The sequence below is a fragment of the Clostridium sp. 1001275B_160808_H3 genome, from assembly GCF_015550425.1.
Lineage (GTDB): Bacteria > Bacillota > Clostridia > Clostridiales > Clostridiaceae > Clostridium.
Window position 1 is genome coordinate 186,037 of the sequence record NZ_JADNAT010000003.1, and the last position, 15,007, is coordinate 201,043.

Below are 15,007 nucleotides of genomic sequence, written 5' to 3' on the forward strand. Positions count from 1 at the left end.
TACTCTTTAATACATAAAATGTCAATATGTATTTTTCAAAAAAAATAATAATTTATATAAAATTTTTAAATTGTAAGTAGTTTTTATAATTAATTTATTAATAAAAAGCTTATTTCAGTATACAAATTATCAATTATGCTTAATTTCAATTTTTTTCTGTATTTCATTATATTTTTTTATAATTATAAGCTAAAATTAATCACCTTTTTAAATTTAAAACATATTAAAAATACCCCATGAACACAATTTCATAATTCTTAATCCAATATTCTTTAGAAATTTACATATAAAAAGAAAACCATGATATTGTAGTTTATTTAATTACAATATCATGATTTGCCTTAATCTAAATTAAGAATATAGCTACCAAAGTAGTAACAACCAGTCCAATTATAACAGGTTTGAAATTTTTTTTAGTAAGTTCAAAAGGATCTACTCCACATATTGCAGCTACTGGTATTACTGCCCAAGGAACTAAAGTTCCTCCACCAACCCATATTCCTGTTAATTGTCCTAAAGCTGTAAGGGTTGCTATTCCTCCACCTAGTGCAGTTGAGAATATTTGTGAAACTGACCCAACTAAAGATATCCCTGAAAAACCAGAACCATCTAACCCTGTTATTGCACCTACGATTGAAAGTGTACTTGCTGAAACAACAGAATTTATAGGTACTATATTAGCAAGGGCAAGGCCTAAATCATTTACTATTCCATGTGATGCTTCAGGAAGTATCTTACCAAAAATTTCATTAAAGGCTGAATCGCCTAAATAGAAAAATGCAGCAACAGGTATTACAACACCAAATATTTTAAAACCAAATTGCAAACCCTTTACCAAATCATTTGTTACTTTTTCAAGTGATTGTTTTCTATATGATATTACAGAAATTAAGCATAATATAAATACTGCAGTACCACCAATAAGAGCTGTTGCATCATTTCCTTGAAGGTTTGCCTTAATCATTATAACTATATCTAAAGCAAATAACACTACAATTAACAAAGCTAAAGCTCTTCTTAATTTCTTAGATGATATCAGCTTTGTACTTTCCTTATTGCTCTCTTTATTTCCTTCTTTATTGCTTACTTCATCCTCAACCTTATATTCTAGTGTTGTTGCTCCAGATTTAATATCTTTTCTAAGAAAATAGAATCCAGCAACAGTTGTTACAACACCCATTGTTATTGTAAGAGGAACACTAGCTGACATAACACTTGATATAGGGATACCAGCTGCATCTGCAGTAAGCTTTGGTGCTGCTTGAATAATATAATCACTTGATAAAGCAATACCATGTCCAAATAAATTCATAGCCATTGCTACTCCTATAGCTGGAAGTCCTGCTTTCTTAGCAAGTGGTAAAAATAAAGCACCTACAAGTGCCACTGCTGGTGATGGCCAAAAGAACCAAGATAAAATCATCATGACTATACCAATGACCCAATAAGCAATCCAGTAATTTTTAATTACTCCTTTAAATGGGGAAACCATTTCATCATTTATACCAGAATCAATTAAAATACTACTCATAGCCGTTATAACAGAAATGATAAATATCGTCGGCATTAGCTCTTTTGTAGCATAAACAAAACTATTAAATATACCCATAGCTGCTTTATAAAGTGAATCTGTCCCCATAAGCCCTAAAATGAATATACCTAATATACAAATTAGAGATATATCTTTCTTTTTTACCATAGCAACTATAATAACTACTATAAAAAGAAGATAAATGTAGTGTAGTGGTGTTAGAGTTACGTTTATCATGTATTTCTCCACTCTATTAATTACTATAGTATAAATTATGATAATTAAGCTTGCTTAGTTACAGAGTAAGAGTCAAAAAAATACATCTTTCTATATTAAACTACTTTTTATATCTAATATACCTCTATATAAAAGACCAAATAACTTCATAAAGTCCCAAATAATTAAAAAGATAATAGTTAATTTGCCACTTCAAATTGACTATTATAAAGAGAAGCATAGAATCCATTTTGTGATAGAAGATTTTCATGATTTCCTCTTTCTACAATATCACCATCTTTAACAACTAAAATCATATCGGCATTTTGGATAGTCGATAATCTATGAGCTATTACAAAACTTGTTTTATCCTTCATAAGTCTTGATAAAGCTTTTTGTATTTCTACTTCTGTCCTTGTATCTACACTTGAAGTAGCTTCATCTAATATCATAATTGTAGGATTTGTCAGCATAGCACGAGCAATTGTTAAAAGCTGCATTTGTCCTTGAGAAACGTTTGATGTTTCACTAGAAATTACTGTATCATATCCATGCTCTAATGTACGAATAAAATGGTCACAGCTAGCAGCTTTTGCAGCAGCTATTATTTCTTCACGTGTAGCATCCATCCTACCATATGCAATGTTTTCGGCTATTGTACCTTCAAATAGCCATGTATCTTGAAGTACCATACCAATTTGTCTACGTAATGTATTTCTAGGTATATCCTTAATATTAATTCCATCAATTGATATAGTTCCTTCATTTAATTCATAAAAGCGCATAATTAAGTTAATTAATGTAGTTTTCCCGCCTCCTGTTGGTCCAACAATAGCTACCATTTCATTTGGTTTTACTTCAAGATTTAAATCTTTTATTAAAGTTTTTTCAGCAGTATATCCAAATTTTACATTTTTAAAATCTACTTTTCCCATAGATATAGGATGTTCATTAAATGAAAGCTCATTGAATTTATTATCTGAAAGTTCTTCTTCTTCATCTAATAGCTCAAAAACTCTTTCAGCTCCAGCAATAGCAGATTGTAAAGACATAATAACATAAGAAGCTTGAGTAACAGGCTCAGAAACTTGATTTACGTATTGTAAAAATGCCTGAATTCCACCTAAGGAAATTTGTCCATTAAGTGTCATTATTCCACCTACAATTGCTGTTGTTACAAAACCTAACTGACTTAAAAATCTAATGGTTGGGTATATAGCAAAATCCACAAATTGAGCTCTTCTATTTGCCTCAAATTGTTTTTTATTAAGCTCAGTAACTTCTTCAATTATATCTTCTTGCTTATTAAAGACTTTGATAATACGATTACCAGAATACACTTCTTCAATTTTTCCACTTAAGTCACCCATAGCAGCATAATTTTCTGCATAATAACGTTGACTTAAACTTGATACATAGTTAGTTGCAATTGCACTAATTCCAAGGATTATAAAAATTAATAAAGATAGTTTTAAATTTAATATAAGCATTAAAATAATTGTAAGTACAATTGTAAAACAAGAAGATATAAACTGCATAAATCCAACTTGCATTACTAGAGATACTTTTTCAAGATCATTTGTTACCCTGCTCATAATATCTCCTGTTTTATGTGAATCAAAGTATTTTAGTGGAAGTCTATTTAATTTTTTACTAATTTCTTTACGTAATGAAAGAGTTAAATTTTCACCAATACTAGATATTATATATTGCTGAACATAAGAAAGAAAACTGCTAAAAATAGAAGCTAGTACTAACATTAATACTGGCATAGCTAGTGCATCTGTTACCATTGATAAAACACTTACAGATTCATCAAAATTACGAATTGCTTTCACTAAATTATTAATAGCTGATCCAACAATAAGTGGAATAATTGCATAAGCTGCACTGCTAAGCAATGCAGATATTCCTACAAATATTAGCTTTTTATTTTGTGTTTTTAATTGTCTCATTAGCCTTTTAATAGTCTTTTTGGTGTTTTGAGGAATATCCTCGCTAAATGTCATTGTATCTTTTTCTTTGTTTTTATCCTTCTTCATAAAATCAAGCCTCCTTTATATTCATTTGACTTTTAGCAATTGCTTGATATACAGAACAATTTTTCATTAGTTCATCATGTTTCCCAATACCAACTAGATTCCCTTCATCTAATACAAGTATTTGATCTGCATCCATAATTGTACTCACCCTTTGAGCAATTATTATCTTAGCTGCATCCGTCATGTTTTCTTTAAGTGATTTACGAAGTGCTGAATCTGTTTTTAAATCCAAAGCAGAAAAACTATCATCAAAAATATAAATTGGTACTTTTCTTATAAGAGCTCTTGCAATAGATAAACGTTGTTTTTGTCCACCTGAGAAATTTGAACCACCTTGAGACACTTCAGATTGTAACCCTTTAGGCAATTTATTAACAAAAGATTCTGATTGAGAAATACTTAATGCTTTCTTCATATCTTCTTTAGTTGCTTCTTTATATCCCATTTTTAGGTTATCCTCAATTGTTCCACTAAACAAAAATGCTTTTTGAGGAATATAACCAATAGTATCTCTTAATTCATTTTGTGAAAGGCTTCTTATATCCACACCATTTATACGGATTTCTCCTTTGTCTATGTCATGTAATCTTAAAATAAGATTAGCAATAGTACTCTTACCAGAGCCTGTACTTCCAATAATGGCTGTTGTCTCACTTTTATTACATGAAAATGATAAATTGCTTATAACTGGTTCTTCTGCTCCATGATAAAAGAAAGATACATTTTCAAATTCAACTACTGCATGCTTATCTTTTGTACATTGCTTTTCTATATTCGAATCCTGAATCTCTGGATTAATTTCTAAAACTTCCTCTATACGATCAAGACATGATTTCATTTTAGGAAGAGTAACACTTGTTGTTGTAGCCATTATTAAATAGCTTAATGTAATAATAGAATATTCAGTAACAGCAGTTATTTGTCCAATTTCCATTGTACCCTTCATGGAAAGAATTCCACCTATCCAAACTATAATAGCTATTGAAAGACCAATTATAAGCCATATTATAGGATTTAATATAGCAAATAGCTTATTTAGTTTTATCATATCTGTAGCATAGCTTTTAAAAGCTTTACCTGATCTACCCTCTTCATATTTTTCATTTCCAAATGCACGAATAACACGAATTCCAGTAATAGATTCCCTTATTACTTGATTAATATGATCTAGTTTAGATTGAACCCTTTTAGAAATAAATATTGATTTCTTAAGTACTAATCCAGAAAAAGCAATAAATATTATCACAGATAAAATAAGTATTAAGGCTAAAGAAAAGCTAGTGTATGCTGTCATGATAATAGATGTACCAATAATAAGTGGAGCTGGAACTATAAGCTGCAAAGCTAACCCAAAGTTCTGTTGCAAATTAGTAATATCTGAAGTTGTACGTGTTATCATAGACGAAACTCCAATAGTATCAAATTCATGAATAGATAACTCCTGACTCTTACGGAAAATCTTATCTCTTAAGTAATATCCAAAAACTGCAGCAAGATCTGCAGAATAATAACTTCCAAGTACAGCTGCAATTGTTGTTATTAAAGGAACTATTATCATTTGAACCCCTATATGAAGAATCTCATTCATATCACCTTTCAAAATTCCATTGTCTACAATTCCTGCTATTAAATATGGAATTAGTAATGTTCCTACTACTTGTCCAAAAAGCATAATTAATGTTATTCCTACTTTACTTTTGCTTTCTTTTAGGAATAGTTTTAAATACTTCATAGTTTACCTCCGTTATGTAAGTAATTTTGCAAAAATTTGATTTCAGTGGTATTATAAAGCTTAAAGTAACTTTAATGTCAATAGTATAATTAAAATTTGGAGGTACTTATGAAAGATAAATCTAATATGCAAATTAAAGAATTTTCTGCTCTTACAGGTATTAAACGTGAAAATTTAAGATACTATGATCAAATAGGATTGTTATCACCAGAATTTCGTGGTGAAAATGGATATCGCTACTATACTAGAAATCAGTTAACTACAGCATATTTAATAATCTCTCTTAGAGAAATTGGAATTGGAATTGAAGAAATAAAAAGATATATCGATATACGTACTCCAGAAGAAATGTTTACTTTATTTAGTTCACAAAAAAAACATATATTAACTGAAATAAAAAAGCTTAAACGTATATTAGAAGTTATGCAACTTTATGTGGATATGGCAGAAGATGCTATTAAGTATAAAGAAAATAGCATAAATATTGAGTACAAAAAGAAAGAGCCTATTTTCCTAGGCCCAATAATTTCTAAAGATTCTATAGATGACTCACAAGATGAATCTGCTATTTCATTTTATAATTTTGCGGCTGAAAATGGAATTGACATAGGCTATCCCCTTGGTGCTATTGTTAGTAAAGAAGATATTGAATTAGGAAATCCTTTATATGCAATTCGATATTATTTTAAAGTCATAGATGACGAAAAATCCTATAAGCCTGAAGGTAAGTATGCAGTTTTTTATGGAAGATGCGCTTATGGAGAATCTGATGATCTTTATGAAAAATTATATAAATTTATTAAAGAAAATAATTTGCGTATTTGTAGTGATGCCTATGAGGAATATCCCCTAAACGAACTTTCAACTAAAGATGTAAGTAAGTACTGCGTTAAAATAGAAATAATGGTGGAGAGTGATGATCGGTAGTTTTGTGGTAAAAACAAAACTACCGACTGTTTTTGCATAAATAGCTGGTAGTTTTGAAGTAATATACTATATAAATTTTGGAGGAAACTATAGAACTTAGAGAATTTCTAAAATAACAGCTTAAGATAAATCCTATTCTATTTCTACTCTTATCTGTTGTTTTTGTAACACTCTTAGAACTAAATTTACAATTATTCTTTCTTCAATTTTAGTAAACTCTTGCTCTTCTTTATCATCATTAACTAAACTTTGTTTTTTATTAATATTAACATCAATAAATGTTGCTTTTATTAGTTCAGCAAAAGGTTTTTCATTAAATACTTCTGTAAATCCAATACTTTGTTCATAGGTATCATATTTAATAATTGAATTTTCGTAAACATCACCTTCTTTAGGGTGATTATTAAAAAATTCAAAATCATTTATATTAGCTTTTTCAGTAAAAATTGGTTTCCTAATGTAAGTAATTCTAGTAGTAAAATTAAAAGGTACTTCAACTATACAGTATTTTATATTTCCATAGCTATTTTCTAACCTACCCTCTGATTTCTCTTCATTAGAAGTTTTAGCTAGATATTCAATGTTATTTCTTATAAAACCTGTAACAAATAATACTCCAGAATTAGTATCGTGAGTATTTGATTGAAATGGAATAAGGTTGGATTTAGTTAAAAGTACATTCATTTTAATTCGCTTAATTTCACTAACTTCTTCATCTAATGAAATAGTATCTTCTACGGAAATTGTTATATTTGTTTCTGCTAATAGGACAGGTAAATTAGCATATAAAGCTTCTGATTGAATGTTATTTTTTTTAGATATCTCATTTTTTACAACATTATTATAGTTTTCATTTATAAGTTTTTTATCATCCACTTTTAATAACTTTTCATAACTTTCATTTGAGTATTTTTTATCGTCTTCTTTATAACCTTCTTCTATGAATTTTTTATCATTTTCTTCACATAATTCATCATAAATTTTTTCTAATAATTTTCCCTTAGGTGAATCTGTAATATTAGTATTAATATTATTACTTTTATTATCTAAGTACTCATTCGTAGATAAATCATCATCTTTATATTCTAAATTATTCTCTTTATTATTAACTTCTGAAATTTCGGAGATACTTCTTTTTATTCTATCATCATTTATATTATTATCTTCTATGTTAAGAGTTTTAAAAAAGTCAAAAAATTCATTTTGTGTAGTATCAACAATATCATTATTTCTTTTATAATTTTCTTCATCATATTTTTTATTATATAAATAATAGCTATTTTGCTTTTTAATATATTCTTCATAATTATTTTGCATATATAAATACTGTTTTTTCTGCATTTTAATATATTCTTCATAGTACTTTTTTGTATTAATATATTGCTGATTTTGCTTTTTTATATAATCCTCATAATTCCTTTTCATATATAAATAATACTTATTCAGTTTTTTAATATATTCTTCATATTGTCTTATCTTAAGTTGATTATAATTTTGCCTTGAATAGTATCTCCTTTCCATAATATCTCCTCCACTTAAGAAATTAATAATTATAATGCAATTATCCTTAATTGTTGTTTTGTAATGCTTTGTTTTGAAAAAAATGTGCAGTTTAAATTAATTAATTAGATATCTAATGTATAATATACAAATTTCTAATTTATTGTACATAAATAAACAAAAGCTTTTCTTCTTTTAATAAATTGATTAAATTAATTACTCTTAATATAATCCTCTTATAACTAAAAAAATTCCTGACAAAACTTATATTAAGTATTGTCAGGAATATGCTTAATAAATATGACCTTTATCTTGAATAAATTAAATTTTATAGGATTAATTTCTTAATTTACTTTATAGATATATAGTTTTTATAGTCCTAATGCTGTAACATTTACTTGTTGATTTTGTAATACTTTCAATGTTAGATTAACTACAACTTTTTCTGTAAGCTTAGTGAAAAGTTGTTCTGTAGGGATATCGCAGTCCTTATATGGATCTGTGTGAATATCAACTTCAGCAATATCTGCTCTTACTAATTCAGTAAATGGTTTCTCATTAAAGAATTCTACATTGAAAAAGCTTTGATCACAAACATTACGTCCAATAACTGGATCTACACAATTATCGCAACTCTTATTCTTATCTGTGAAGAACTCTACTTCTAGTGGAGCAAAATTTGTAATAAATATTGGTGGTCTACGGAAAGTAATCCTTGTTGTAAAGTTAAAAGGTACTTCAACTGTACAATGTCTTATATCGCCACAAATACTAGTAGATCCTGGTCTATTACAAGTTTTAGTTGCATATTCGATATTCTTTCTTATAAAACCAGCTATAAATAATATTCCAGTACCAAAGGCACCATCTTGAGAAAATGGAATAACTCTAGATTGATTTAAAAATACATTCTTTCTAATTCTCTTAATTTCTATTGCTGGATGATCTAATTTAATAGTAGCTTCAACTGGTATTGTTATATTAGTTTCAGCTATTACAACTGGAACCTTAACAACTACTGGTCCTGGTGCAATAACAGCAGGAGTTACAGGAACTTGTTCAGTTAAAGATTGTTGTAGAGTTTTAACTTCCGCACAGTGCTGTACTACAGCTGTATTTTCAGGTGCAATTTCATTTGTATTTATTTTGTTATCATTCATAATAACACTTCCTCCATTTTATATCTCGTTAATATCGTTAGTTAAACCTTATATTATATAATATATAAAATGCACATTTTGGTGCGTATTTCTAATTTTAAAATATCTATATAATGAGCAAATAAGACCTTTCCTAATTTCTGATTTTCTAATTCTTTCACCATATTATTCGTAAAATTATTATAAAGACAGTTTTTACTAATTGAGATATAGCAACAAATACTCCTATTATATTTATGCTGCCACTGACATTAAGAAGGTTATTTTTACCTATAAAATAAATAAGTAAATTCTAATATCTTACTTTTTATGCTATTTGCATTAATAGAAGAAATAATATAAGATGTTTCGGCTATAGTATCATTAGATATTATTATTGAATTTATATCATTTTTAGCATATCTTGTACATTTATAATTCAAATCATCTTTAAACTGAATTCTTGATAATGAATTCATAAAAACCCTACATATAAATATAGGGTGTATTAAACATAGGTACATTTTTATGACTGCTAATTTATTATACTGCGTTATGTATAATAAGTTACTATATGTTTATTGTGATAACTTACAAATTGATTTGATGAGATAATACATAGTGAAAAAAATAAATTTATAAGTTTCTCTAAAATTTTCTAACTTCTGCATATTTAATAAGTAGATAAAATTTTATCTACATATCTATTAATCTATAAAACAATACTTCTAAAGGACGTCGCGTAACGCGACTCCCCTAAAAAAATAAATTTTATATAAAGAGAGGTTTGATAAAATGGAGAAATTAGAAATATTTAAAAATGATGTCTTTGGAGAAATAAGACTACTAGAAATTGATGAGAAGGATTATTTTCAGGCTGTTCAATGTGCTTTAATACTTGGCTATTCAAATCCACGAGCAGCACTAAAGAGACATACGAAATATGCATTTAAACATAAAGTAAAAACTTCAGGAGGAGTTCAAGAAGCCATTTTCATACCAGAAAATGATTTATTTAGACTTATCATTCATTCTAAATTACCTTATGCTAAAAAATTCGAAAGTTGGGTTTTTGATGAAGTGCTTCCGACTATAAGATCTAAAGGAATGTATGCTACAGATAAAGTAATAGAAGAGGGACTAAAGGATTCAACAAGTATTAAAGGGATACTTACTGAATTAAAAGAAGAAAGAGAACAATTAATGTTCGAACTTGAAGAATCTAAAGAAAAGGTAAATTATCACGATAAAGTTCTAAATAGTAAATTATTAATACCTATAACAATTATTGCAAAGGACTACGGGATGTCTGGAGTTAAAATGAATAAAATTCTTAATTCATTAAGAGTACAATATAAAATTTCAGATAAATGGGTTTTATATCAAGAATACGCACCACAGGGATATACAAGTTCTAAAACATTAAATATCTCTGATGGGAAATATATAATAGTGACCCACTGGACTGAAAAAGGACGAGTTTTTATATATGAGTTGTTGAAGGATAAGCTTGGGATTGTTCCTTTGATTGAGAAATAGAGGGAGTTGTATCAGATTGAATGAATAATCTGATACAACTTTTTATTTAATCTTTAAATATAGTATTATATTGATATCAGGTAATTTTATAAAGATTCATTTTATTTATTATGTGTTATTAAATTAACTTATAGAAATTCAAATATTTTATTTGAATTTTTAATAATTAACTTGTTTTCGAGATAAAATAATTAAAAATATATATTGATTATGCATTAACTTGTATTATTAATTGATTCTTACTTTATGTTAATCTTATAATCTATAACTTATCAATAACACTAAATCCTTGATTTAAAGCTATTTGATATATTGGAGCTATGCTTAATTTTAGTTTTTCTGAAAAACCTTCTTTTCCTTTATGCTTATAAAAATCTAATGGATTTTCTAATCTTAGAATATCTACATACTGTTCTAAGTCTTTCTTTCTGTTATTATCACACATAAAAGAAAATGCTGCATACTGTATATTACAAAAATCATTTATATAATTTTCATATCTTAAAAGTTTATCATTTTTCTTACTATTTATATTTTTAAAAGTAGGCACTAAGTTCCACATTTCATCATGCATTACAAAGCTCCAAGGAATAAAGTGATCTATACTTAAAACACCTAATTCATCATAATTTTGCTGTGAAAACTCTCTTCCTGTATAAACATCTTTTATATTTCTGCTTTCAATAACACTTGTCCATATTCTTGTTGCTTTAGATAAATTTCTGCTTATTGGTGGATCTAATTTGAATATAATTGCTGGTACATTGGGATTTCTTTTTTGTAAGAAACAACTTAGTTTATAATATATCCAAGATTTTATTATCTTATAATTTCCTCTCATGTAGCTTGCCCATTCTTCATCTATAATTATATAATTATCATCTTTAATTATCTTATATAAAACACCTAGCTCACTTAAAGATAACTCTGTTATCTTGCTACTTCTTTTTGTACCAGATATTCCTCTTATTTTATCATCAAAAAAAGGAGATAAAAGCATATAAGGAACTTGATTTGTTAAGTCCTTCATTTGCTTATTTAAAATCTTATCATCAAGATTACAAATAAATTCTAATAATTCATTATTATTAATATTAGTAAGTACTTTGTAAGTACTTGATATATGATCTATAGACTTTTTTAAATTATCAAATTGTCCAAAATATAATTTGTACTGCATGGTTGGGTACCATGCTGCTGTTATCATTCGTGCAACTAATCTCTTAAAAGATATTTGAAGATTGCCTAAACTCACTTCTTCTAAAATTCCTAATAGCCAATACATTTTGTAACTTGCTACTACTCTGCTATCCTCTAATAACCTAGCAAATATTCTTGTTTCTACATTGTTAGAACTAGGTAAATTATATAAAATCATTTCATTGTCATTTAAAATAATACCTTTTTCTTCTATATGAGTATGTTTATTTAATTCATGTGGTACTTTATTTATATACATCGATTCTATCTCCATTTAAATCTGTTTTAATATTAAAACTTACTAATTACATAAATTATTATAATATAAAATATAAGGAATAATATTAAAAATATGTAAGATTCCCTTCGGTGAAGAAATTAAAAAGTTGTATCAGATAAGAATTAATTTGATACAACTTTTTAGTTATATTCAACTACTATAGATTAATATAATTTTAGATAAAATTATAAAAAGAATTATATATTTTTATTTTTTTATAACTCCTATAGCTACACCAATTATCCTTAACTGATCTTCATCTAAAATCATTGGTTCATAATTATCGTTTTCTGGAATAAGTAATATCTTGCCGCCCATTGTTTTATAAGTTTTTAATGTTGTATTTCCATCAATATCAACAGCTACTACATCCCCTATGTTTGCAGTTGATTGCTTATTAATAAGAATATAGTCTCCATTATTAATATTTTTATTTATCATACTATCGCCTCTAATTTTAAGTATAAATATATCTTGTAATGATTTAGTCCATAAATTTGGTATAAAAAAGTTGCCTTCTATTGCATCATTGATTAATATAGGTTGCCCAGCGGCAATTTCATTATAAATTGGCACACTTCTTATATCATCTTCTATTTCCTCTGAATTTTCATTAGTCACATAAATTTCACTTGGATTATTTGAATCGCTTATAAATTCAATCTTATTATTATATTTTAGATTTATGTATTCATAAGATACTAAAGAGGAAGGAAGCATAGATGAATTAAACTCTGGTATATCACTTATAATTTCACCTTGTTTATTAATTATAATTATTTCATTTCCATCTGTAGCAATGCCGTATTGAACTGTTTGTGAAGTAGCCATATAACTTTTAAGCTGAGTAAGAGCTCTTTCGATTCCTACTCCCCATCTTTTTACTTCAATCATTACATAGGAATCTTTAATTTTATTCCTATATATATTTACTACAATATCTACAAAACCAGGCATAGATCCTATATTAATAGGTTTTTCTATCTCTATTAGATCTTCTTTATATTTATATACATCTATTAACTCTTTAATTAACCATTGTCTTACTTTCTCTTCTTCTGAATATAAGTCAAATATTTTATCTTTAAATTTATAATCTTCTATATTAATTCTATGAATTCTTCTAAAGCTTGTATTTAGAGAAGGCTTTAAATATTTATAACTTATTTCTCCTATAAATTTTGAAGGCTTTCCATCTGAAGTTATAAACAATTTTTCAGTTGCTCTTGTCATACCAACATATAATAATTTTCTATCTCTTGATTCAATAATATCTTCGTCCTCTATTTCATTAGCAATAGTATTTAAAGGCATAATCCTATTATTTAAACCAATTATCATTACAACTTTAAACTCTAATCCTTTAATAGAATGCATTGTCAGTAATTTAACTGAGTTTTCTTCAAAATCAAAATCATCTTTCGTATCAAATAAAGTTGATTTGATATTTAACCTTTCTAGAAAAGATTTAATTTCAAATAGTTGTTCCTTCTTTCTTGCTATTATAGCAATATCCTTTAAATTATATTCTTTAATTAAATCTTCATTTATAGTTGTAGCAATATATTCAGCCTCTTCTTTTTTAGTTTTAAATATTCTACATACAGGATAACTCCCTTTTTTATCAATAAGAGACGGCTTAACAAAGTTATCATCTTCTATAATTTCTACATCGTTTTCAATAAGACTATAAGCAGCTTGTGCAATTTCTGTTGTAGTTCTATAGTTCTTACTCAAAGATGTTGATTTTCCTTTCATATCAAATCCAATTGATGTAAATGATCTATTTTTTGTAAGCCAGGCTTGAGGATAGATACTTTGTGCTACGTCTGCTACAAAAGTTATACTTGAATATGATTTTTCATTATATAATGCCTTAATAAATTCTAATTGTATTCTTGTTAAATCTTGACTTTCATCTATTAAAATATGAGTATATTTTGCTGTTCTTTCTTGCTTTACTGTATTTAGCGCAATTATTGCCATATCTTGAAAATCTATTTTGTTTATACTTTTTAACTTCTGATTATATATTTCTAAAATTTTAAATATGGCTTCTCTTTGTTCCGAATTTTTTCTTAACTTTTGAGGAGCATCTGATGTTTTCTTGGAAATCCTACCCAATCTATCAATATTTTGATAGACTTCTAAATCCGTATAATCACAGGATTTTATCCATATTATTTCTTCCCTTATAAAAGATAAGTTTTGTGGTGATACTAATTTTACATTTATATATTTTTTGCTAATACTAGCTATTGATTCAAGTAGTATATTGTTTACTTCTTCTTGACTAGCAATTTCTAAATTCTTATTTTTAACTCTATTCTTATAAATCATAAAATATCTATACATAAGAGAATCTATGGTCTTTATATCTAACTTATCATCATTATTTGAATCAATAAATGTTAATTGTTCTAGCTCCTTCTCATTTTGAATATTATCATATATGTATTTCACGTACTTAACTAAAGATTTATTATATGTAACCATAAGTATTCTATCATCTTTATCGTTACAATAATTATCTAAAAGAATAGATATTTTATTAACAGCTACAGTAGTTTTACCTGAACCTGCTACCCCTTTAACAAGAACATGTCCATTTGGTTTACCATTGATTATCTTTTTTTGTTCAATATTTAACTGCATTATGCTTTCCCCTTTTATAATAAGTATATATTATATATTATAACCTATTTCTGTAATATTTTTAAATGTTCGTTTAAAATTCCTATATTTATTCACTATTTTATTAAATACTTATAAAAAATGTTTTTATTTAAATTAAAATTTTATTTCTATTGTAATTCTCTCTTATCACTTTATACAATAATGAAGAGTTACTATTTTAGATGAAATATATAAGGGTTATCCCATAAATTATTTTAAAATCAT

Annotated in this window: 10 protein-coding genes; 2 read left to right on the top strand and 8 right to left on the bottom strand. The window is 26.8% G+C overall.

The genetic code is table 11. The features are described from left to right. Positions 1–346 precede the first annotated feature (346 nt). The 3 genes from I2A75_RS03940 to I2A75_RS03950 form a co-directional block, all read right to left on the bottom strand. Positions 347–1,768 (bottom strand): hypothetical protein, encoded by a 1,422-nt coding sequence (locus I2A75_RS03940; RefSeq protein WP_195263172.1) that lies wholly within the window; start codon positions 1,766–1,768, stop codon positions 347–349. 179 nt (positions 1,769–1,947) lie between these two features. Continuing rightward, entirely contained in the window at positions 1,948–3,789 is a 1,842-nt protein-coding gene (locus tag I2A75_RS03945; RefSeq protein WP_195263173.1) for an ABC transporter ATP-binding protein, read from the bottom strand. Between the two features lie 4 nt (positions 3,790–3,793). Beyond that, positions 3,794–5,521, bottom strand: coding sequence for an ABC transporter ATP-binding protein (locus I2A75_RS03950; protein WP_195263174.1), 1,728 nt, complete (start codon positions 5,519–5,521; stop codon positions 3,794–3,796). 108 nt (positions 5,522–5,629) lie between these two features. Here I2A75_RS03950 and I2A75_RS03955 point away from each other — a divergent pair, with 108 nt between their 5' ends. Then, positions 5,630–6,448: a MerR family transcriptional regulator gene (locus I2A75_RS03955; RefSeq protein ID WP_195263175.1), complete on the top strand. Its 819-nt coding sequence runs from the start codon at positions 5,630–5,632 to the stop codon at positions 6,446–6,448. A 132-nt stretch (positions 6,449–6,580) separates the two neighbouring features. Here the strand turns inward: I2A75_RS03955 and I2A75_RS03960 are convergent, their stop codons facing one another. The 3 genes from I2A75_RS03960 to I2A75_RS03970 form a co-directional block, all read right to left on the bottom strand. After that, complete coding sequence (locus I2A75_RS03960; RefSeq protein ID WP_195263176.1) at positions 6,581–7,969, bottom strand: CsxC family protein; 1,389 nt, start codon at positions 7,967–7,969, stop codon at positions 6,581–6,583. Positions 7,970–8,319: 350 nt separating this feature from the next. After that, positions 8,320–9,108, bottom strand: a complete 789-nt coding sequence (locus tag I2A75_RS03965) for a CsxC family protein (protein WP_195263177.1) — start codon at positions 9,106–9,108, stop codon at positions 8,320–8,322. Between the two features lie 266 nt (positions 9,109–9,374). After that, the gene (locus I2A75_RS03970) at positions 9,375–9,566 is read right to left on the bottom strand and encodes a hypothetical protein (RefSeq protein WP_195263178.1); all 192 of its coding nucleotides are present in this window, start codon (positions 9,564–9,566) and stop codon (positions 9,375–9,377) included. A gap of 316 nt (positions 9,567–9,882) precedes the next feature. Between I2A75_RS03970 and I2A75_RS03975 the strand changes: the two genes are divergently transcribed. Beyond that, on the top strand, positions 9,883–10,626 hold the full coding sequence (locus I2A75_RS03975; RefSeq protein ID WP_195263179.1) for a phage antirepressor KilAC domain-containing protein: 744 nt from the start codon (positions 9,883–9,885) through the stop codon (positions 10,624–10,626). Positions 10,627–10,888: 262 nt separating this feature from the next. On the opposite strand, the gene I2A75_RS03980 is transcribed toward I2A75_RS03975, so the two are convergent. Then, entirely contained in the window at positions 10,889–12,085 is a 1,197-nt protein-coding gene (locus I2A75_RS03980) for an HNH endonuclease domain-containing protein (protein ID WP_195263180.1), read from the bottom strand. 228 nt (positions 12,086–12,313) lie between these two features. Continuing rightward, entirely contained in the window at positions 12,314–14,761 is a 2,448-nt protein-coding gene (gene lexA / locus I2A75_RS03985) for a transcriptional repressor LexA (protein ID WP_195263181.1), read from the bottom strand. Between the last annotated feature and the right edge of the window lie 246 nt (positions 14,762–15,007).